The organism is Caulobacter sp. GW821-FHT09B11 (assembly GCF_059418205.1).
This window is the reverse complement of record NZ_JBWKPK010000004.1, coordinates 71,175-93,957: the sequence shown is the minus strand read 5'-3', so window position 1 is coordinate 93,957 and position 22,783 is coordinate 71,175. Positions and strand designations below refer to the sequence as shown.

Annotated in this window: 11 protein-coding genes; 8 read left to right on the top strand and 3 right to left on the bottom strand. The window is 70.7% G+C overall.

Features of this window, described 5'->3' with window-relative positions:
* Positions 1-21: 21 nt before the first annotated feature.
* Complete coding sequence (locus tag AC07N1_RS04020; RefSeq protein WP_494670628.1) at positions 22-237, bottom strand: hypothetical protein; 216 nt, start codon at positions 235-237, stop codon at positions 22-24.
* A gap of 217 nt (positions 238-454) precedes the next feature.
* On the opposite strand from AC07N1_RS04020, the gene AC07N1_RS04015 reads away from it, so the two are divergent.
* Both AC07N1_RS04015 and AC07N1_RS04010 read left to right on the top strand, forming a co-directional pair.
* Positions 455-688 (top strand): hypothetical protein, encoded by a 234-nt coding sequence (locus AC07N1_RS04015; protein ID WP_494670627.1) that lies wholly within the window; start codon positions 455-457, stop codon positions 686-688.
* 128 nt (positions 689-816) lie between these two features.
* Positions 817-1,596 (top strand): thioesterase domain-containing protein, encoded by a 780-nt coding sequence (locus AC07N1_RS04010; protein ID WP_494670626.1) that lies wholly within the window; start codon positions 817-819, stop codon positions 1,594-1,596.
* A 44-nt stretch (positions 1,597-1,640) separates the two neighbouring features.
* On the opposite strand, the gene AC07N1_RS04005 is transcribed toward AC07N1_RS04010, so the two are convergent.
* Positions 1,641-8,288 (bottom strand): hypothetical protein, encoded by a 6,648-nt coding sequence (locus AC07N1_RS04005; protein ID WP_494670625.1) that lies wholly within the window; start codon positions 8,286-8,288, stop codon positions 1,641-1,643.
* 272 nt (positions 8,289-8,560) lie between these two features.
* Here AC07N1_RS04005 and AC07N1_RS04000 point away from each other — a divergent pair, with 272 nt between their 5' ends.
* Both AC07N1_RS04000 and AC07N1_RS03995 read left to right on the top strand, forming a co-directional pair.
* Positions 8,561-11,497, top strand: coding sequence for a M16 family metallopeptidase (locus AC07N1_RS04000; RefSeq protein WP_494670624.1), 2,937 nt, complete (start codon positions 8,561-8,563; stop codon positions 11,495-11,497).
* Positions 11,494-13,614, top strand: coding sequence for a tetratricopeptide repeat protein (locus AC07N1_RS03995; RefSeq protein WP_494670623.1), 2,121 nt, complete (start codon positions 11,494-11,496; stop codon positions 13,612-13,614). Before AC07N1_RS04000 ends, AC07N1_RS03995 begins: the two co-directional genes overlap by 4 nt.
* A 60-nt stretch (positions 13,615-13,674) precedes the next feature.
* On the opposite strand, the gene katG is transcribed toward AC07N1_RS03995, so the two are convergent.
* Positions 13,675-15,855: a catalase/peroxidase HPI gene (gene katG / locus AC07N1_RS03990; RefSeq protein ID WP_494670622.1), complete on the bottom strand. Its 2,181-nt coding sequence runs from the start codon at positions 15,853-15,855 to the stop codon at positions 13,675-13,677.
* Between the two features lie 336 nt (positions 15,856-16,191).
* On the opposite strand from katG, the gene AC07N1_RS03985 reads away from it, so the two are divergent.
* The 4 genes from AC07N1_RS03985 (at position 16,192) to AC07N1_RS03970 (ending at position 22,742) form a co-directional block, all read left to right on the top strand.
* A complete protein-coding gene (locus AC07N1_RS03985) occupies positions 16,192-16,794 on the top strand; it encodes an RNA polymerase sigma factor (protein WP_494670621.1) in 603 nt (200 codons plus the stop codon).
* Positions 16,763-17,746: a FecR family protein gene (locus tag AC07N1_RS03980; protein WP_494670620.1), complete on the top strand. Its 984-nt coding sequence runs from the start codon at positions 16,763-16,765 to the stop codon at positions 17,744-17,746. The genes AC07N1_RS03985 and AC07N1_RS03980 overlap by 32 nt, the downstream gene beginning before the upstream one ends.
* A gap of 105 nt (positions 17,747-17,851) precedes the next feature.
* Positions 17,852-21,079 (top strand): carboxypeptidase regulatory-like domain-containing protein, encoded by a 3,228-nt coding sequence (locus AC07N1_RS03975; protein ID WP_494670619.1) that lies wholly within the window; start codon positions 17,852-17,854, stop codon positions 21,077-21,079.
* A 40-nt stretch (positions 21,080-21,119) separates the two neighbouring features.
* On the top strand, positions 21,120-22,742 hold the full coding sequence (locus tag AC07N1_RS03970) for an alkaline phosphatase D family protein (RefSeq protein WP_494670618.1): 1,623 nt from the start codon (positions 21,120-21,122) through the stop codon (positions 22,740-22,742).
* The last annotated feature ends 41 nt before the right edge of the window (positions 22,743-22,783 follow it).

Here is a 22,783-nt window from a genome sequence, read left to right as displayed (position 1 = left end):
GCCCCGCGTCGCGGCGGGGGGCTAGCCCTTGGCGGTGCAGGCGGCGACGAAGGCCTGCCGCGAGCCGTGGCGCACCTTCTGGGCGGCCCAGACCTTCTCGCAGGCGGCGCGCTTGGCGACCTCGGCGCGGGAGGCCGGCGGCTTGCGGGCGGGCGCCGCCGCGGCCAAGGCCGGCGCGGTCGACAGGCCAAGCGACGCCGCCAGAAGGGCGATGGCCGATAATCGAGGGGAGGGCATGGCTGGACGTTCCTGGACCGCGCCCGTGAGCGTCGGCGCGTTAGCATGAAACCCTACGGCTCTTGCGGGTTTACGGCGCCCGCCTCGCAGATTTGTAAGGTTCGGCGGCGGTTCCTGGCGCCGTTGTAAGGTTGGTGAGCGCAAGGCGTCAGGGCGCGGCTTCAGGGTGATCTTCATCGGCGCCACCCGCCGCAAGACAGCCCTAGGAGAGATCATCGTGACCATCCGCGCCATCCTCGCCGCCGCCGTCCTCTCGACCGCAGGCCTCGCCTTCGCCGCCACGGCGAGCGCCGCCGTCGCCCCGGCCTCGGCGCCCGCCAAGCCCGCCAAGAGCGTGGCGACCACCAAGGCCGCGACCCCGGCCAAGACCGCGAAGGCCGTCAAGCCGGCCATGCACAAGACCGCCGCCAAGAAGAAGGCCCACGCCATGCGCCACGCCAAGCCGGCCTGATCGCCGCGCCCGTCCGTTCCAGACACAAGAAACCCGAACTCTAGAACCTATTCCCCAAACGTCCCCAAGAGGCCGCGGCGCTCCGTCCCCCCAAGCGCCGCGGCATTTCCCTGTTCGGAGCACGCCGCATGCCTCTTCCTGTCGTCGCCATGGCCGCCGCGGTCGCCGCGCTTTCCGCCTCCGTTCCCGCCGAGACGGCGCGCTACCCGACCCCCGACCTTGGCGCGGTGCATGTCTTCGCGCCGCAGGGAGCCCCGCGCGGCGTGGCCGTGATCCTGTCGGGCGACGGAGGGTGGAAGCCTGCCGAGGCCAGCGGGCGCCTGGTCGAGGCCCTGGCGCAGCGTGGAATCCTGGCGCTGGGGCTCGACGTCAATCCGACCATGGCGCGGATGGCCAAGGGCGACGGGCCCTATGATCTGGCCGCCGAGATGCAGGCCGTCGCCGCCGACGGCGCGCATCGCTACCACGCCGAAGGTCCGGTCTATTTCGGCGGCTATTCGGCGGGCGCGACCCTCGCCTACGCCGCCGCCGCTCAAGCCCGGCCGGGCGAGGTCGCGGGCCTGGTCACCGCCGGTTTCTGTCCCGACCAGGAGACCGTCAATCCCGTCGGCGACGCCCAGGGGCGGTCCATGGCGTTCCGGATGAAGCGCGTCGCCGGCTGGGTCTATCGGCCCGTCGACATGAAGGCCCCCTGGGGCCTGGTCGAAGGCGGCAGGGAGCACGGCTGCCCGGGCGGCGACGTCGAGGCCTTCGTCGCCAAGGTTCCTTCGGCGCGGCTGTTCACCGCCGCCGGCGTGCGCCACTCGTTCATGCCGCCGTCCGCCTGGAAGGGCGAACTCGATGCGGCGCTGGATCAGGCCCTCGGCGAAGCCGGCCGACCCGGCGCTGCTCCGGTTTCGGTGCGTTAGACCGTCGGCGACGCGGCGGATGAGCCGCCGCGTCGCCCGGTCGATCAGTACCGCAGGCGCAGGCCCAGCGAGACGCCGGCTTCGCTGTAGGCGTCGTTGGCGCGCAGCTTGGCGTCCACGAAGCCGGTCCAGCCGCTCGTGCTGCGGCTCGACAGGTTGAAGCCGAACTCGCCATAGGCGCCGTCGAAGGCCTTGTCGGTGATCTTGAACGGCGCGCCGGCGCTGAGCAGGGTCACGTCGTTCTTGCCCTTCAGTTCGTCGACCACCCGCACCGAGACGGCGTAGCGGGTCGTCCGGGCCTCGCTGGGAGCCAGCACGCCGGTGACGCGGGCGCCGAGGCTGGCCCGCACGCTCTTGGCGTCCTCGAACCGGAAGGTCGAGCCGGCGGTCGAGACGTCGTCGATGCTGGTGTCGACATAGGTCACGGCCAGGCTCGGCTCGATCACCGCGCCGCCGAAGAACGGCCTGCGCAGGCCGGCCTCGACCGCGCCGCCGAGCGAGGTCACGTCGGCCTTCTGCTGGGTCCAGCCGGCCAGCTGCGAGGCGGCCAGCTTGGCGTTCAGCTGGCTGGCCGCGACAGTGGCCGAGACGAAGGTCCCGCCCGACAGCCAGCTGGCGTAGCCGCTCAGCACCGGACCCTGCAGCTTGGTCAGGGTGTCGTACTGGTCGAAGCGGGCCTTGGCCTGGGCGTAGCCCAGCGCCGCGCCCCAGGCCAGGCCGCCGTCCGACGCAGCGTTGACGGCGTCGAAGCCGATCGTCGCGTTGGTGGAGTCCTGCTTGTACGAGGCGTCGTAGGCGTAGGTGTTCGACAGCACGGTCAGCGACTGGCCGGTCTGGCGTTCGGCGCGGGCGGCGTCGGCCTTGAACCAGAAGCCGGTCTTGGCGGACGGCGCGTCGGCCTTGGCCGCCGGGTCCAGCGCGTCGCGCAGTTCGGCGTTGCGGGCGCTGCGGTCGGCCGCGCCGTGCCACAGGCCCTGGGCCTGGGCCGCCAGGGTGGCGAACTGGTAGACCTGGGTCTTGGGGGCGCTGACCAGCACGGTTCCGGTCGAGGCGTTGGCCAGCTGGCTGAAGAACAGGCCCGGCTTGTCGATCGCTCCGCCGAAGATGGCGGCGTTGTACCAGGACGAGCCGCTGTCGAGCACGAAGTCGCCGGCGTGGGTGGTCCCAACGACGACGGCGGTTCCGGTCAGGTTCAGCGCGCCGAAGCCGCTGGCCCGGTCGGCGACCCGCACCTTGGTGACGCCCGAGCTCTGGCCGATGGTCAGGGTGTCGGCCTTGCCGCCCGAGGACAGCGCCGCGTCGATCGACAGCAGCGCCGCGCCCGAGCCGACATAGCTGGACCCGGTCGCCACGATGCTGTCGCCGATGACGCCGTTGGCCATCTCCAGCGCGCCGCTGTTGTTGAACCGCGTCAGGCTCTTGAGGACGAAGCTCGAGCCGCCGACGGCCACGGGGTTGAAGCCCACATAGACCGTGCCGCTGTTGGTCAGGACGTTGGTTCCGCCGCGGAAGTCGAAGGTGGTCAGGGCGCCCAGGGTGATCAGCTTGCCGGAGTTGCCGAAGGCGTCGTCGCCGGCCGCGAAGATCGACTCGCCGCCGGTCTCGAAGTTGGTGCCGGCGGCGCTGACCAACTGGCCGCTGTCGGCGCCGGTCAGGGCCGAGAAGTCGACCCGGCCGGCGATCGTGCCGCTGTTGTTGACGACGACCGAGCCGCCGGTGGCGCGCAGGGCCACGTCGTAGACCGAGCCGCTGACCGACTGGATCTTCGCGCCCGACGCCACGTTGAGGGTCGAGTGCTCGCCCTTGGCGGTGTCGAGGGTGATGACCGCCGAATTGGCGTTGTCGATCTTGCCGGCGATCACCGCGCCCGAGGCGATGTTGATCGTGCCCCCGCCGGTCGAGACGGCCTGGATGGCCGGGCCCGTGGCCGAGATCACGCTGCCGCCGATGTTCAGCTCCAGCCCGCCCGTGCCCGAGGTGGCCGCGATGCCGACGCCCGAGGCGCCGCTCACCGAGCCGGTGGTGGTCAGGCTGGTCGAGCCCACGCCGCTGGTCGAGACGACCAGGCCCTGGGTCGAGCCGCTCACCGAGCCGGCGTTGACGACGCTGACGTCGCCGCCGGCCGAGGAGACGACGAAGCCCGCGCCGTTGAAGCCGCGCACGACGGCCCCGGCGGCGGTGTTGACCGTCACCGTCCCAGAACCGGTCGAGACCACCGAGGCGCCGATGTCGCCTTCGGCCACGCCGCCGGCGGCGGTGTAGGTTACGTCGCCCGCGCCTTCCACGACCACGCCGTAGGCGCCGGGATCGATGATTCCGCTGGTCGTGACGCTGACCGCGCCCGTGCCGTGGTTGACGGCGTAGATGCCCGCGCTCTGCTGGCCAGAACCGGGGGCGACGTAGATGCCGCCGCTGGAGTTGATGACCAGGTCCTGCGAGCCGCCGAGGATCTCGGCGCGGATGCCCGTGCCGACCCAGCCGTTGTCGCCGGCCACGCCGATCGAACCGGCCTGGTTGATGGTGATCGAGCCGGTGGCGGTGCGCGCATCGATGCCGACGGCCGCGCCGGGCGAGATGGTCCCGGTCGCACCGGTGCCGACGACGATGTCGCCGGCCTCGGTCGTGGCCAGGATCCCCGTGCCCGCCGTGACGATGGCGGCGTTGTTGGCGATGGTGATGTCGCCGGCGCCGACCGTCGCGGCCGAGACGCCGATCGCGCCCTTCAGCGTGGTTGCTGCAGCGGTCGTGACGCTGGCGTTGCCGACGCCGCGCACCTGGGCGCGGATGGCGGCCTGGCCGCCCGTGACGTCGCCGCGGGTCTCGACGATGACTCCGCCGTTGGCGCCGCCGACGCCCGAGATCGCCTCGATCCCGTTGTAGCCGCCGGACACCGCGCCGCGGGTCAGGATCGAGATCAGGGCCGCCTGGTCGCTTTCGGCGTAGACGCCGTCCCAGGTTCCGTTGGCGGCGTTGTTGGCCACCGCGCCGTTGGCGTCGATGGCGATGTCGCCGCCGACGGTCTGGGCGCTGATCGCCGACCCGCCCGTCGAGGTGACGGTCCCGGCCGAGCGGATGGTCAGGCTGTTGACGTTGAGGACGCCGTTGTTGCGGCCGACAATGCCGAAGGTCGAGGCGGCGTCGATGTCGCCGCCGATGTCGATCAGCACCTTGCCGTTGGGGTTGTCGCCCTGGCTGGAGGCCACGACGCCGCGCGTGCCGGCCTCGATCGTGCTGGCGTAGACGTTGACGTCGCCCGAGCCGGTGGCGAACAGGCCCGTGCCGCCGGCGCTCACCGCGCCGATGCGCTGGCTCGCCGAGCCGAGCGTCACCGCGGCCGCGCCGCCGCGCACCCGCACGCCGTCGGTCTGGGCGGTGATCGCGCCGGTGGTGACGCTGACCGCGCCGCCGGCGCTCTGGATCTCGACCGCGCGACCGGTCGCGGCGGTCACGCCCGCCGTGGCCACCGTGATCGCGCCGGTTCCGCCGGTGGTCTGGGCGAAGACGCCGCCCGCCGCGCCGCCGGTGACCAGGCCGCCGGTCGCGACGTCGATCGCGCCGCCGCTGGACAGGGCGATGACGCCGTAGCCGCTGGTCTGGCCGACGCCGGTGACGTCGCTGAGGTTGTTCTGCGACACGCCGCCGCCGCCCGTTGCGGTGACCGCGCCGGTCGAGACCGACACCGCGCCCGCGCCGCTGGCGAAGACGCCGGGACCGTTCGTGCCGGTCACCGCCGCCAGGTCGAGATCGATCCCGCCCCTGCCGGTGGAGACGGCGATCACGCCGGCCTGGCCGCGGATGGCGCCGTCGGCGTCGATGGTGATCCCGCCGTGGTCCACCGCGCTCTGCAGGAAGGCCTCGACGCCGTTGAACGAGCCGGTGACCGTGTCGCGGGTGGTGATGGCGATGTTGTTGTCGCCGTAGCCCCGGGCGTAGACGCCGTCCCAGCTTCCGGTCGCCTGGGTGGCGTTGGCCTGGATCGCGCCGTTGGCGGTGATCGAGATGTCGCCGCCCACGGCCTGGCCGCTGATCGCCGTACCGCCGGTCGAGGTGACCGCGCCGGTGGTGATGTTCAGGGTGTTGGCGGCCAGCACGCCGTTGTTGACGGCGGCGACGCCGAAGCTCTGGGCCGTGGCGTTCGGCTGGCCGGAGACGATCGCGCCGCTGACGTCGACCACCACCTTGCCGTTGGGCGAGATGCCCTGGCTGGAGGCCACGACGCCGCGCGTGGCGGCGGTGACGTCGGTCGCGTAGACCGAAACGTCGCCCGAGCCGGTGGCCAGGATGCCGGTGCCGCCCTGGGCGATCACCGGACCCAGGCGGTCGTTCGAAAGCCCGACGCTGATCGGACCGGCGGTCGCGCCGTCGCCCCAGCCCCGTACGCGCACGCCGTCCGTGGCCGCGGTCACCGCGCCGGCGGTGAGGGTCACCGGGCCGGCGACCGAGCTGACCTCGATCCCGCGGCCGTTGGCGGCCTTGACGTCGGCCAGGTCGAGGGTGATCCCATTGGTGGTGTTTGAGACCTTGGCGTAGAGGCCGCCGGCCGCGCCGCCCGTCAGGGTTCCGGTCGCGGTCACGTCGATCGTGCCGGTCATCGACAGCGCGTTGATCGCGTAGCCCGCGGCGCCGGCGACGCCGGTCGCGTCGTTCTGGGCGTCGTAGGTCACGGCGCCGCCGCCCGTCGCGGTCACCGCGCCGGTCGAGATCGAGATTTCGCCGTAGGCGTTGGCGAAGGCGCCGTGGCCCTCGGTGGCGACCACGTCGGCGAGGTCGAGGGTGATCTTGCCATCGCCGGTGGACTCCGCGCCCACGCCTTCATAGCGGCCGGTCACGGTCTTGGTCGCCGTGATGGAGATCGCGCCGCCGGTGTTGGCGCCGGTGGCGTTGGCGTAGATCGCCCAGACGCCGTCGACCGTTCCGTTGGTGACGACGCTGATGTCGCCGTTCTCGTAGCTCTTGGCCCAGACGCCGTTGCTGCCGGTCGACTTCAGGGCGCCGTCGGCGATGATCGAGATGTCGCCGTTGACGGCTTCGGCGCTGATGGCTGTGCCGGTCCCGGCGGTGATCGCGCCCGCGGTGCGGATCGTCAGGTCGTTGCCGACCGCCTCGCCGTAGTTGACGCCGATGACGCCGTAGGAGCCGGCGTTGATCATGCCGCTGACGTCGACGACGACGTCGCCGTTCGGCGCCGTTCCCTGGCTGGCGGCGACGATGCCTCGCGTGCCGGCGGTCACCGTGGTGGCGTAGACGTTCACGTCGCCCTGGCTGGAGGCGAAGATGGCCGTGCCGTTGGTGCTGGTCGCCGCGCCCAGGCGGCGGTCGGCCGTGCCGACGTTGACCGTGCCCGTGCCGCCGACGGTCGAGTTGTTGGCCGAGACGGCGTTGCCCGTGAGGGCGCTGACCGAGCCGGCATGGACGGTGATGTCGCCCGCGCCGCCGGTGGCGACATAGACGCCGACGCCGTCGCCCTGGACCGAACCGGCCACGTCGACGTCGATCCGGCCGCCCGCGCCGCGCAGGTCGACGCCGTTGCCGGTCGCGCCGATGAACGACGAGCCGGCGTCGGTGGCCGTGACGCTGAGCGCGCCGCCGCCCGAGGTGGTCAGGTAGACGCCCGTGGCGCCGGTGACGGCGCTTGGTCCGTTCAACGTGTAGGAAATGTCGCCCGAACCGGTGGTGCGGCCGAAGACGGCGTTGCTGGACGAGGCGTCGACGCCCCGGGTCGAGATCGCGATGTCGCCCGCGCCCGAGGTATTGGCCGAAATTCCGCCGGCGCCGCCACGGATGGCCGCGGTCGCATCGACCCCGACGTCGCCGCCGGCCGACTGGGCGTAGATCGCCGCATAGGCGCTGCGCGTCGTCGCGCCGACCGTGTCGCCGAGCGTGACCTGGACGTCGCCGGTTCCGTCGGTCACGGCGAAGACGGTGTTGCCGCCGCCTTCCAGCTTGCCGCCCGCGGCCGTGGTGACGGCGATGCCGCCCGCGCCCGAGTTCGTGGCGTTGATGGCCGAGCCGGCGGACGTGGCGGTGATCGCCGTCGTCACGCCGCCGTCGGCGCCGACGGTCACCGCGCCGCCGTAGGACAGCGCGCGGACGCCCACGGCGCTGATGATCGCGCCGCCCTTCGACTCGATGGAGACGTCGCCGGTGCGGTAAGCCGCGCCGAGCACGCCGACGGCGCCGCCGCTGACGGTGTTGGCGCCGTTGAGGATGGCCACCGAGCCGTTCAGCGAGCTGGCGCTCAGGCCGGTCCCGTTGGCGACCGCGCCGACATAGGTCCCGTTGCCGCCGCTGGCGTCGAGCAGGATGTCCTGGGTGTCGGAGTAGACCCCCACGGCCGCCGATCCGCCCTGAATGCTGTTGACCCCGTCGAGGGAGACGAGGATCTGGCCGGCCGTGGCGTCTAGCGCCGAAACGCTGACGCCGTTCCAGGTGCTGGCGGTGACGGCGATCACCGCGTCGGTGACGCTGACCTGGCCGTTGACCCCCGTGCTGACGGAAACGCCGCTGTTGGCGCCGCCGTCGAGTATGCCGCCGCCGTTGCTGGTGGTGATGGTGCCGGCGGTCAGGGCCTGGCCGGGGGCGCCGTTCAGCACCGCCTGGGCGCCGGCCAGGCTCGGCGCGAGCGCGCATAGGGCCGCGATCGAGGCGCTCGTCATCATCGTCCGCGACAGGCGGTCGTTGGTCTTCTTCATATGGTCAGTCCCCCGAAGGATCGCGATCCGGCATCGCGACCCCGACGGCGCGTTTCACGCGCCATTGTTGCAGCCTGGACCGCTAGCATCGTGTTCGAAGAGCGTCGTGTTCCAAACCTGGAACATCCGTGACGCTTGCTGAAACAAAAGGGAGGGGGAGGCGGCCCCGGCCGCGCCGAAGCGTTGCCGTCTAGCGAAAGCGCGCGACAATGGATAAGCACGCAAGGTTGCGGTGTGTTTGGGTGCTCGCGTGGGCATCGTGGGGGCGTAAGGTGTCGAGATACGGAAGCGTCGCGGGGGCGGCGTTGGTGATGGGCGCGGCCCTGCTGGTTGGGCCGGTTTTCGCCGAGGAGCCGGCCAAGGCCGTCTCGAATTCAGCGCGCGCGGAACAGGCCAAGGCGACCGAAAAGGCCGCCGACAAGGCGTCCGGTCGGGCGGATCCGACGATCGCGACCGATCCGGCCATCCGCCAGGGCGTGCTGCCCAACGGCCTGCGATACCAGGTGATGCGCAACGCCGTGCCCAGCGGCGCGGTCTCGCTGCGCCTGGCCGTCGACGTCGGCAGCTTCGAGGAGGCCGAGGCCGAGCGCGGCGTCGCCCACTTCATCGAGCACATGGCCTTCCGCTCGACCCGCCGCTATCCGGACGGCGCTCCGGACCGGATGTTCGCGCCCTGGGGCGTGGTGTTCGGCCGCGACCAGAACGCCGGCACCGAATACTTCTCGACCTCGTACATGCTGGACATGCCCAAGCCGGACGACGCCCAGCTGAAGACGGGGCTCGGCTGGCTGCGCGAGGTCGCCGACGGGGTGATCTTCACCGACGACGGCGTGGCCCGCGAACGCGGCGTGGTCCTGGCCGAGATGGAGACCCGGGGCGGTCCGCAGCTGGACGCCCAGATGGCGGTCGCCCGCTTCCAGGCGCCGGAGATGCGCTCGGTCGAACGCATGCCGATCGGCACGCGCAAGACGCTGGAAGCGGCCACCCCCGCCAGCCTCAAGCGGTTCTACGACGCCTGGTACCGTCCCGAGCACGCCGTGGTGACCGTGGTCGGCGACCGGCCGGTCGAAGCCCTCGAGGCGCTGGTCCGCGAGACCTTCTCCGACTGGGCCGGGCGTGGGCCCAAGCCCGTGCGGGCGCCGGTGGCGACGCTGCGGGCCAAGCGCGACCTGGACGCCTTCGTCGTCGCGCACGAAAGCCTGCCCACGGCCATCAGCGCCTGCCGTCTGCGGCCCGGCGCTCCGCCGCAGATCGACACCGTGGCGTTCCTGCGCCGCGAAATCCTGTCCCAGGCCTGGCAGGGCGTTCTCAACCAGCGCCTGGCCCGCCGGGTCTCGGCCGGCGAGACCCACCTGCTGGGCGCGGGCGCGTTCGGGGTGCAGACCCGCGAGATGTCGCTGACCTGCCTGATGGTCATGCCGACCAACGACGACTGGGAGGCGGCGCTGGCCGAAAGCCAGGCCGAGTTCAACCGCCTCGCCAAGACCGCGCCCACCGACGTCGAGTTCGAGACGGCCATCGAGAAGCAGCGCTCCATGGTGCGCGGCGCCACTTCGGGCGCGGCCTCGCGCAAGTCGCCCGACCTGGCGTCGGGCCTGCTGGCCAAGGCGCTGGCCGAGCGGGTCTCGCGCTCGCCCGTCGACGCCCTCTACGCCTTCGACCGCGCCGTCGAGGACGCCACGGTCGAGGACATGCAGGCCGTCTTCGCCGAGGACTGGAGCGGCACGGGCCCGCTGCTGTCGATGACCGGCGTCAAGCCGCCGACCCGCGAGGCGCTGATCGCCGCCTGGACCCGCAACGCCGAGGTCGTCAGCACAGCCCCGGTCGACAAGCCGGCCGCCAGCGCGGCCTGGGCCTATGGCGACTTCGGCGCCGCCGGCCGGGTGGTCAAGCGCGAGGTCGTGGCCGATCCGGGCTTCGTGCGCCTGTCCTTCGCCAACGGCGCGGTGCTGAACTTCAAGCAGACCGACATTCAGCCCAACAAGGTCGAGGTGCGGATCAATTTCGGCGCCGGGCGTCGCGAGATCGCCGACAAGGACGCTACGGTCGCCCAGTTCGGCCTGGCCATGCTGACCAGCGGAGGCCTGGGCAAGCATAGCGCCGAGGACCTGCAGGCGCTGTTCCCGACCGGCGGGCTGCTGAGCTTCGACGCCGACATGGGGGTCACGACCTTTTCGGTCCGCACCGCGATCTTCAGCGACACCCTGGCCCGGCAGCTCGAGATCCTGGCCGCGTTCATGACCGATCCCGGCTTCCGCAGCACGCTCGACGCGCGCCTGCCAACCGCCGTGGACCTGGCCTATCGCTCGATCGCCAGCCTTCCGCCGTCGGCGCTGTCGGAGGCCATGGCCAAGACCTTCGATCCCGGCGGCGCCAGCAGCCTGCCGCCGCGCGCCGAGCTGGCCGCGATCCGCGCGTCGGACTTCGTCCGCGTGCTGCGCCCGGCCCTGACCACCGCGCCGCTGGAGCTGACCATCGCCGGCGACATCGGCGAGGCCGACGCCGTCCAGGCCGCCGCCCGGACCTTCGGCGCCTTGCCGCAGCGTCCCGCGACCAATCGCGATCGCGCCGGCGTCCATTTCCTCACCTATCCCGAAGGACCGGTTCCGCCGATCCGCATCGAGCATGCGGGTCCCGCCGACAAGGCCGCCGCTGCGCTGCTCTGGCCGCTCTACGTGGCCTCGCCCGAGCGCCGCAAGGAGGAGTACGCGCTGAAGCTGCTGGCCTCGGTGTTCGACACCGCCCTGCGCCGGCGCATCCGCGAGGAACTGGGCAAGACCTACGCCCCGGTCGTCACGACCAGCACCCCGGATCACGGCGACCAGGGCGTGCTGATGGTCGCGATCGAGGCGGATCCGCGCGACCTGGCCGAACTGACGACCGAGGCCGAGGCTGTGGCCGCCCGCCTGCGCGCCGGCGAGATCACCGAGCAGATGCTGATCGACGCCCGCCAGCCGGTGCTGGCGACGATCCGCGCCAACCGCGAGACCACCGCCTGGTGGGCCGGCGCCATGGCCGGTTCGGCCGCCGATCCCGCCGTCCTGCAGGAGGCGCTGCTGGTCGAACCGCTGATCAGCGCCCTGACGGTCGATGACCTGCGCGCGGCCGCCAGGACCTGGCTGGGCCGCCCGCCGATCGTCGGCCTGGCCTATCCCGCCAAATCCGCCGAAGCCCAATCCGTCGAAGCCCGGACGGGAGCCGCCCGATGATCCGCCGCGTCCTGCCTTCCGCCCTGGTCATGGCCCTGGCCGCGGCCGGCGCGGCCCACGCCGCCGCCGATCCGCGCGAAGCTTGCCTGGCGGCCGACACCTCCAAGCGCCTGACCGACCGCGAGGTCGTGGTCGCCGACTGCACCGCCGCGCTGGACGCCGGCGTCGCCGATCCGGCGGTGAAGACGCGCCTGCTGGTGGCCCGCAGCCAGGCCCGCTGGCGGCTGGATCGCAATACCGAGGCCCTGGCGGACGCCGACGCGGCCCTGAAGCTGACGCCCGGCCAGGCGGACGCCCAGGTGGCGCGCGGCGCGGCCCTGTTCCACCTGGATCGCGACGACGAGGCTCTGGCCGTTCTCGACGCGGTGCTCAAGCTTCAGCCCACGCGCACCGACGCGCTGCTCTATCGCGGCCGCGTCAGGCAGAAGCGCGACACGGCCGGCGCCCGCGCCGACTTCGACGCCGCCATTGCCGCCGATCCGCGCTTCGTGCGCGCCTATGTGCAGCGCGCCGACCTGCTGGAAGACACCGATCCCGTGGCGGCCGAGCGCGACCTGAAGACGGCGATCGGGGTGACCGACGATCCCTACGGCCCCTTGCTGCGCCTGGGCGAGTTCTACGAGAACCAGGAGCGCTACGCCGAGGCCAGGGCGGTCTATGACGGCCTGATCAAGACCAATCCCAAGAGCGCCTATCCGCTGACCTCCCGGTCGATGCTGAAGGGGGGCACGGGCGACAAGTCCGGCGGCCTGCGCGACGCCAAGGAAGCCGTGCGGCTGGACCCCAAGGAGGCGCGTGCGCACTACGCCCTGGGCGTCGCCTACGAGCGGCTCGACGAGGTCGAACCGGCCTTGGCCGCCTATCGCGAGTCCCTGAAGATCCAGCCCAAGGACTCGACCGTCCTTCGCGCCCTGGGCGCGCTGGCCCGCCAGGCCAAGGCCTATGACGAGAGCCTGGCGGCGCTGGACAAGGCGCTGGAAATCTATCCCAAGGACGTCAATGCGCGGTTCGAGCGGGCGATGGCGTGGAATTCGAAGGGCCAGGCCGACAAGGCGCTGGCTGACTACGACATCGTGATCGCCGACAAGGCCGAGTTCGCCGCCGCCTATTACAATCGCGCCCTGCTGCTGCAGGACAAGGGCAAGTACGAGGCTTCGCTCGCCGACTATCGCAAGGCGGCCGAACTCGATCCCAAGGACCCCGACGCCCTGAACGGCGCCGGCATCGTCCTGGGCGAACTGGGCCGCGGGGACGAGGAACTGAAGGCCTATGCCGACGCCCTGAAGGTCGATCCCGCCAACGTCGCCGCCTATGTCAACATGGGCATCGTCTACTACGGGCGAGAGGACTGGCCGCGCGCGATCGACGCCTATCGCGCGGCGTTACGGCTCTCGCCGAAGCGCTCGGACCTGCAGACTTCGATCGGGAACGCCCTGGCGCGGCAAGGCGACGCCGCCGCCGCCCGCAAGGCCTTTGACAAGGCCATCGCCATCGATCCCAAGCGCGCCGCCAACTGGGCGGCCCGGGCGGCGCATCATCGCGGCCAGGGACGCAGTCGCGAAGCCCTTGCCGACTACGGCCGGGCCCTGAAGCTGACGCCCGACGACATCGACTACCGGGTGGCGCGGGCCGGCCTGCTGCGAGGGCAGGGGGATTTCGCCGCCGCCCTGGCCGATCTGGACGCGGCCTTGGCCGTCGATCCGAAATCGGCCTTCGTGCAGAACAATCGCGGCCTGACCTACTTCGCCGCCAAGGACGACACGTCGGCCCTGGCCGCCTACGACGCCGCCGTGGCCGCCAAGCCCGACTACGAGCCGGCCTACTACAACCGCGCCGACGTCTTCATCCAGCTGGACCGCTACGACCGCGCCATCCGCGACCTCAATGTCTCGCTGAAGCTGTCGCCTGGCGACGTCCTGACGCTCACCCGCAAGGGGGCGGTCTACTGGATGCTGTCGGACTATCGCCGCGCGGCCGAAGAACTGGACGCGGCGATCGCGGCCGATGCGACCTATGCCGATGCGTGGGAGTGGCGCGCGAAGGTCAAGACCAGCCAGGGCGATGCGGCCGGCGCGGCGCTGGACCTCAAGGAGGCCCAGCGCCTGAGCGGGAACTGAGGTTCCGGCGGGGCAGGCAGGGGGACGCCGACCGGAAAGACGGCGTCCCGTCGTCGAGGGTCAGCGCAGATCCAGGCGATCGGCGTTCATGACCTTGTTCCAGGCCGCCACGAAGTCGGTGACGAACTTCACCTGGGCGTCGGCGCCGGCATAGACCTCGGCGATGGCCCGAAGTTCGGCGTGCGAGCCGAAGATCAGGTCGACCCGGGTCGCGGTCCAGCGCGACTGGCTGTCCTTGCGGCCGGCGCCCGAGAAGGCGTTGACGGCCGTCGGGCTCCACACCGTGCCCATGTCGAGCAGGTTGACGAAGAAGTCGTTCGTCAGAACCCCCGGATGCTCGGTGAATACGCCGGCCTTCGAGCCGCCGGCGTTGGCGCCCAGCACCCGCAGGCCGCCGACCAGCACCGTCAGTTCCGGTCCGGAAAGCCCCAGCAGTTGCGCCCGATCGACCAGGGCCTCTTCCGGGGCCATGAACTGCTCGCCCGCGCGGCGATAGTTGCGGAAGCCGTCCGACAGCGGCTCCAGCGGCGCGAACGAGTCGGCGTCGGTCTGTTCGGCCGAGGCGTCGGTGCGCCCGGGGACGAACGGAACCTGAATCCGCGTGCCGGCGGCCTTGGCGCCTTCCTCGACCCCCGCTGCGCCGGCCAGCACGATCAGGTCGGCCAGCGAGATCCTCTTGTCGCCCGCGGCCGCGCCGTCGAACTCAGCCTTGATGCCTTCCAGCACGCCGAGCACCTTGGCCAGGGTCGGGGGATCGTTGACCTCCCAGTCCTTCTGCGGAGCCAGGCGGATGCGGGCGCCGTTGGCCCCGCCGCGCTTGTCCGAGCCCCGATAGGTCGAGGCCGAGGCCCAGGCCACGCCGACCAGTTCGCCGACGGAAAGGCCCGAGGCCAGGATCTTCTGCTTCAGGGCGGTGACGTCCGAGCCGTCGACCAGCGGATGGTCGACCTCCGGCACGGGGTCCTGCCAGATCAGCGTCTCTTCCGGCACGAGCGGGCCGAGGTAGCGGGCCTTGGGGCCCATGTCGCGGTGGGTCAGTTTGAACCAGGCGCGGGCGAAGGCGTCGGCGAACTGGTCGGGGTTCTCCAGGAACCGGCGCGAGATCTTCTCGTATTCCGGGTCGAACCGCAGGGCCAGGTCCGTCGTCAGCATCCGCGGCAAGTGCTTCTTCGAGGAATCATAGGCGTCGGGAATGTCGGCCGGGGCGTCCTTGGCCCGCCACTGCTTGGCGCCGGCCGGGCTTTCGTGCAGCTCCCACTCGAACTTGAAGAGGTTCTCGAAGAAGAGGTTGCTCCACTTGGTCGGGGTCTGGGTCCAGATCACTTCAGGGCCGCCGGTGATGGCGTCCGCGCCGATCCCCGTGCCGTGCTTGCTGGTCCAGCCCAGCCCTTGGGCCTCGATCTCGCCGCCCTCGGGCTCGACGCCGACGAAGGACGGGTCGCCCGCGCCGTGGGTCTTGCCGAAGCTGTGGCCGCCGGCGATCAGGGCGACGGTCTCCTCGTCGTTCATGGCCATGCGGGCGAAGGTGTCGCGGATGTCGCGCGCCGCCGCCTTGGGGTCGGGATTGCCGTTCGGGCCTTCCGGATTGACGTAGATCAGGCCCATCTGCACCGCGCCCAGGGCCGGATGCAGCTGCCGCTCGCCGCTGTAGCGCTCATCGCCCAGCCACGAGCCTTCCGGACCCCAGTACAGCTCCTCGGGCTCCCACTGGTCGGCCCGGCCGCCGCCGAAGCCGAAGGTCTTGAAGCCCATGGACTCCAGGGCGACGTTGCCGACCAGCACATAGAGATCGGCCCACGACAGGTTGGCGCCGTACTTCTGCTTGATCGGCCACAGCAGGCGCCGGGCCTTGTCGAGATTGGCGTTGTCCGGCCAGCTGTTGAGCGGCGCGAACCGCTGCTGGCCGCCGCCGGCGCCGCCGCGGCCGTCGGTGATCCGATAGGTGCCGGCGCTGTGCCAGGCCAGGCGGATGAAGAGGCCGCCGTAGTGCCCGAAGTCGGCCGGCCACCAGTCCTGGCTGTCGGTCATCAGGGCGTGCAGGTCGGCGATCACCGCGTCGAGGTCCAGGTGCCTGAACGCCTCGGCGTAGTCGAACGCCTCGCCAAGGGGATTGGAGCGCGGCGAATGCTGGTTCAGCCCCTCCAGGCGCAGACCTTGGGGCCACCAGTCACGATTGCCGTGGCCGCGGCCGTGTCCGACGGGGCATTGGCCCTTCGCGCCGGTCTCGACATTCCCATCCATCGTCGTCTTCCTCCCTGGCTTTTGTCCGCCTCTTGAACCCGACGCCGCCTAGTCAACCCGCATCCGCCGATAGGTAAAATTGATTGTTCCTATCATCGCGATAGACGCCGCCAACTGTAGCGAGGTCGAGATCGCAATAGAGTTGCGAGTAAATCGCAAGAGCATTTGAGTGCTGGGCGCCGATTACGCCGGACGCGGAGGAACTGCTCCAATCTCGTCACCGCAGCGGGACTGTCATGAAATCCGTCTAGGCATGCCGCCCAATCGAGGCGTCGGCCGGTCAGCGACCGCGGCGCGCCCTTCCAACGTCCAGCAGCGGATCAGGCCAGTCAGCGGATGAGCGGCCCCGACAGGGAAAGAACACGATGGTTCCTGCGGACCATCCTGCCTCATGAGCCCGCGCTCAGGGGGTGGCTGGCGCGCGCCGCGCCGTCCGGCCTGGATCCGGAGGACGTGATCCAGGAGGCCTATACGATCCTGGCCGAGCTGGAGACCGTGGAGGGCATCCGTCATCCCAAGGCCTATCTCTTCCAGGTGGCGCGCTCGGTGATCATGCGGCACGTCCGCCGGGCTCGCATCGTCTCGATCCACGCCGTCGACGACCTGGAAAGGCTGGAGCATCCCGACGACGACGCCTCGCCCGAGCAGCGGACCATCGATCGCGACGAGCTTCGCCATCTGGCCCGGGCCATAGCGGCGATGCCGCTCAAGACCCGCGAGGCCTTCGTGCTCAGGCGGGTGAGGGGGCTGCCCCAGCGCGAGATCGCGGCGCGGATGCGCATTTCGGAGAATACGGTCGAAACCCACATTTCCCGGGGCGTCCTGTTCTTGATTGATTGGTTCGGCCGTGGCGGAAACAAGCGGTCCCAAACCTCTAAGTACGCGGAACCGGAGATTGCCCCGCGAGATGGCCAGACCAGACACCAGTCGCGACATTGACCAGGCGGCGTCGCAATGGACGGCGCGACTGGACCGTGGACCGCTGACTCCAGAGGAAGAGGCGGCGCTGCAGGCCTGGCTGGGCGGGGATCCGCGCGCCAGGGGCGCGCTGCTGCGCGCCCGGGCGCTGTCGATGATGAGCGAGGCCGCCCAGGCGCTGGGCGACGACTTCGATCCGGTCGCGTTCGAGGCGGACGAGCGTCCACCGGCGCCGGCGCGATCCCGCCGACAGGCGCTGTTCTGGGCCGGCGGCGCGGCCGCCGCGGCGGCGCTGGGCGCGTTCGGGGTCGGCGTGGCCACGGCCGGAACCGTGGTGCGCACCCGTCGGGGCGAGATCCGGCTGACGCCGCTGGAGGACGGTTCCAGCGTGCTGCTCAACACCGACAGCCGCATCCGCATCCGCTACGACAAGGGCGAGCGCCTGGTGGCCCTGCTTGAGGGCGAGGCCTATTTTTCGGTGGCCCGCGACGACGACCGGCCCTTCGTGGTCGAGGTCGACGGCCGGCGGCTGAGCACGCCCCAGGCCGGCTTCAGGGTGCGCAAGCTCGACCGCGCGCCGGTCGAGGTGCTGGTCAACCAGGGACGGGTCGATGTCGTGGGCGCCGCCGGGCCGGGTCTGGCCCTGGGCGCCAATAGCCGGATGGCCCTGTCCGGTCCCGCCGCCGGACGGCCCCAGCCCCTGGCGCCCGAGACGGTGACGCGCGAGCTGGCCTGGCGCGACGGCAAGCTGGCCTTCGAGGGCGAGCCTCTCGCCGAAGCCGCCCGGGCCTTCGCCCGCTACAGCGACACGACGATCGAGGTGCGCGACCCCGTCCTGGCCCGCGAGCCGGTGACGGGCCTCTTCGCCGCCAACGATCCGGTCGGTTTCTCCCGCGCCGTGGCCCGGGTGTTCGACGCCCAACTGCAGGTCGAGCGCGGCGGGGTCGTCCTGACCCGCGTCCCGGCGTCCTGACGGCTCATTCCGCGAAAGTTTTGTGAACGATAGCGGAAGGCCCCGGGCCGGCGGCTCTCAACGGCGAACGTCGCGAGCCGAGCGACGATTGGGGGCTACCAGCCGATGCGTTCTCTTCACTCCGTCCTGACCTGCGGCGCCGCCGTCTGCGCGCTATCGATCGCCCTGCCGGCCCAAGCGCAGGAGCGGGTGTTCGACATTCCGGCCCAGCCGGCGGTGCGCGCCATCCCCGAACTCGCCCGCCAGGGCCAGGTGCAGATCATCGCTCCGGCCCGCGGCCTGGAAGGCGTGCGCACCCCGGCCGTGAAGGGCAGGATGGACGTCCGCACGGCCCTGGCCCGCCTGATCGCCGGCACGCCGTTGCGCATCGACTCCGACGACGGCCAGATCATCACCCTGCGCGCCGAAGGGCAGGGCGGGGCGCGTCCCTCGGCCGGCGCCGGCGTGGTCCGCGGCCGCGTCCTCAACACCGTGACCGGCGAGTTCGTGCGCAACGCCGAGGTTCGCGTCGTGGGCACGCCGATCGTGGCCTACACCGAAGCGGGCGGCGACTTTCGCCTGGTCGGCGTTCCGGCCGGCGACCTCACCGTCGTGGTGAAGTACGCGGGCCTGCAGGAGGCCCGCGCGGCGGTCAACGTCGCCCCCGGCCAGGTCTCGGCCCTGAACTTCGAGCTTTCGGCCTATGTCGCGGCCGGTGACGAGGTCGAGGCGATCACGATCACCGCCAAGCGCGACGGCCAGGCCAGCGCCATCATGGAACGCCGCGCCTCGACCAACGCCAAGAACGTCGTCGCCGCCGACAACTTCGGCGCCCTGACCATGGGCGACGTGGGCGAGTTCATGAAGAACATGCCGGGCCTTTCGCTCGACTACACCGAGGTCGACGCCACCGCCGTGCGCATCGGGGGCCTCGACCCCAAGTACTCGACCTTCACCACCGACGGCGCGCGGATGGCCACGGCCACCTCCAACAACAACGCCGGCCGCCAGAACTCCTTCGAGCAGATGTCGATCACCGGCGTCGACTCGATCGAGCTCAACAACACCCTGACCGCCAGCATGGACGCCGACTCCCCCGGCGGCGCCATCAACCTGCGTTCCAAGTACGCCTTCCAGCGCAACGGCCGCCTGCTGCGCTTCCAGGTCGGCGGCGTCGGCACGTCCGACTCCGGCGTCTCGCGCATCTATTTTCCCGACGACCAGACGCACGCCCGCATCTTCCCCTCGGCCCAGATCGGCTATGGCGACGTGTTCCTGGACGGGCGCCTGGGGATCGCGTTCAACGCCAGCTACAACGCCAACTACGTCCAGCAGGACCGCGTCCAGACCGACTGGTCCTATCTCGCCAACGGCCGGGTCATGCCCTACCAGGTGATGTGGCGCCCGGGGCCGAAGCTGACCCACCGCCAGGCCGCCAATCTCAGCGTCGACTACAAGATCACCGACAAGCTGGCCTTCAGCCTGCGCAGCAACTACTCGTTCTACGACGTCGAGTACTTCAACCAGTACACCTACCTGATCTTCGGAACCTCGACGACGTCGCAGGCCACGGCCGATTCCACGCCGACCCACATCGTCGTCAATCCGAACACGACCAACACCCGTCTGCACACCCAGTATTCCCACCGCTACGCCGGCACGCCGTCGTGGCTGGTCGCGCCCAAGCTGGAATATCGCGGCGACACCTGGGAGGCGGTGCTGCGCGGCAGCTACGCCGCCTCGGAGTTCAATTTTCGCGACAACAGCAAGGGCTTCTTCCAGCGCACCGACAGCTACCTGACGCGCATCGGCTTCACGCTGGACCGCGCCTCGGAGGACTCCAACGCCTGGACCCTGAAGCAGACCGCCGGCCGCTCTTGGAGCGACCCGACCAGCTTCAACCGCGACGACGACATCGGCAACAACATCCGCACCGCCGAGTCCGACGCCAAGAACAACATGTACGGCGCCTATTTCGACGTGAAGAAGCGGCTCGAGGTCGGCGACGTGCCGGTCACCCTGCTGGCCGGCTTCGGCGGTCGCAGCAACGACTGGCGCACCAACGAGGGCTCCTACCAGCAGTTCCAGTACGTCGGACCGACCGGCGACCTGACCCAGAAGGCGCCCGAGGCCGTCATCCCCTGGACCCGTAACTACCAGTTCAAGATCCTCGGCTTCGACGCCGGCAACATGAACGCCCAGGGCTGGCGCGCCGACAGCAACTACGGCGTCTACGACATCTACCAGGCCCATCCCGAGTACTTCGTCGCCGACACGGTGGGGAACCTCAAGCGCCGGCTCGACAACAACAAGCGCATCCAGGAAGACATCACCTCGGCCTATTTCGAGGTCCAGCCGCGCTACGGCCGCGCCAAGTTCGACCTTGGCCTGCGCTATGAAAAGACCGAGACCGCCGCGCGCGTCGCCGACATCCGTCCGGCCAAGGAGGTCACGGCCGCCGGCCTGTCGACCAGCACGGTCGCGGGCCTGCTCTACCAGTACCACAACGGCGTCTACACCACCCGCCACGGCGAGTACGACGACTGGTTCCTCAGCGGCGGGGCCAAGTACGAGTTCACCAAGCGCCTGGTCGGCCAGCTGGCCTTCAGCCAATCGATCCTGCGTCCGGACTACGCCAACCTCGGCGGCGTGGTGGCGGTCGACGACAACAACCTGATCGTCACCGTGCCCAACCCGCTGCTCAAGCCCGAGCACTCGACCAAGTACTATGCGGGCCTGCAGTACTTCCTCGAGCCGTCCGGCGTCGTCGGCGTGTCGGTCTACCAGCTCGACATCAAGGACATGCAGGTCACCGGCATGACGGTCGAGCCCGAGGACGTCGGCTACAGCGCCGGCGACTATGTCGGCTACACCTTCCGCAGCGCCCAGAACCTGCCGGGCGCCAGCACCAACAAGGGCGTGACCCTCGAATACGACCAGCAGCTGACCTTCCTGCCGGGCATGCTGCGGGGCCTGGGGCTGCGCGGTTCGGTCACCCGCGTCGATCCCGACGGCGAGCGGGTGAACATGCCCAAGGTCTCGGCCAACTGGGGCCTGCGCTACAGCTACGGCTCGTTCGATTTCCAGCTGACCGGCAATTCGCAGTCGAAGTATCGGACCAGCGCGCTCAGCAACACACCGACCACCGCCGCCAACGGCATTCTCTACCACGCGCCGCGCGAGCTCTGGAACATCAGCGCCAGCTACAAGATCAACAAGCAGTTCGAGGTGATGCTGGCCGGTCGCAACATCTTCAACGCGCCCGACGTCGTCTATTCGAACATTCCCAGCCGCGTGCAGCAGTACAGCATCTACGGCTCGATGTGGAACATCGGGGTCAAGGGCTCCTTCTGATCCGCCGCCTCAACTCATCACGCTCTTCGGAGGACCAGACATGGTTCTGAACATCGATCGCCGCAGCCTGGTGCTGGGCGCGGGCCTGGGCCTCGGCGCGCTGCTGCTGCCCGCGGGCGCGGCCCTGGCCGCCGGCCTTTCCGGCGCGACCGGCTTCACCCACAACGTCGCCAGCGGCGAGCCCGCGGCCGACTCCATGCTGCTGTGGACGCGCTACGTCCCCGTTGGCGGCGACGGCGTCGTGCGCCTGCAGGTCGAGGTGGCGCTCGACCAGGGCTTCGCCCGCATCGTTTCGGGCGGCGTCGTGCGCACCGGCGCCTATCGCGACTGGACCGCCAAGGTCACGGTCGATGGCCTCCAGCCCGGGACCGCATACTGGTACCGCTTCGTGGCGCCGGACGGGACGCGCTCGCCGGTGGGCCGCACCAAGACCCTGCCGGAGGGACAGGTCTCGCGCTTCAACCTGGCGGTCTTCTCCTGCTCGAACCTGCCGTACGGCTACTTCAACGCCTATGGCCACGCGGCCGCGCGGAACGACCTGGATCTGTGGCTGCACGTCGGCGACTACATCTACGAGGGGCCGGGCGTGCTGCGCGAGGGCGGCGAGCCCGACCGCGTGCCACTGCCGGCCAACGAGATCCTGGCCATCGCCGACTATCGCCTGCGCTACGCCAGCTACCGCGCCGATCCCGACCTTCAGCGCCTGCACCAGATGGCCCCGATGGTCGCCCTCTGGGACGACCACGAGTCGTCCAACGACAGCTGGGAGGGCGGGGCCCAGAACCATCAGCCGGCCGAAGGCGACTGGAACCTGCGCCGGGCCGCGGCCATGCAGGTCTATCGCGAGTGGATGCCGGTCTCGGACGAGCCGTGGAAGGCCTATCCGATCGGCGCCCTGGCCACCCTCTACCGCACGGAATCGCGCCTGCTGGCCCGCACCCAGCCGGCCGACATCGGCGCGACTTTCAAGGCGGCCGATCCCGACGCGGCCCTGAAGGCGTTCCGCGACGGCCCCTGGCGCGATCCTTCGGCCACCATGCTGGGCACGACCCAGGAAAACTGGCTGGCCCACGCCTTCAAGGCCAACGCCAAGGCCACGGCCTGGCAGCTGGTCGGCATGGGCACGATCATCGGCCGCACCGTCATGCCCGGCGACGCCGTCGACTGGCTGAAGCCGGACACCAGCGAGCGCAAGGTCGCCGGCTACCGCAACAACATCCGCGCCGCCCGCCAGGGCCTGCCCATGTGGATGGACCGTTGGGACGGCTATCCGCAGGCTCGCGCACGGTTGCTGAAGGCGGCCCAGGCCGCCGACGCCGACCTGGTCATGCTGGCCGGCGATAGCCACAACGCCTGGGCTTTTTCCCTGGTCGAGGACGGCCATCCCGCCGGCGTGGAGTTCGCCGGCCACAGCGTCACCTCCAACGGTCTGGAGGGCGACATGGGCGCCGATCCGGCCGTGGTGGCGCGGGGCTTCATGGCCGCCAATCCGGAGATGAAGTGGGCCGACACCAGCCGCCGCGGCTACATGATGATCGAGGTCACGCCCCGCCGCGTGACCGGCGAATGGCTGTTCATGAAGACCATCAAGACCCGAGAGGTCGAGGTGGCGGGCTCGCACCGCATGTCGGTCGAGCGCGGCCGGCGGATATTGGCGGCCTGACCCGGGGGCGTTGTGCGTGGTCCTCGTCCTTCGACGGGCTC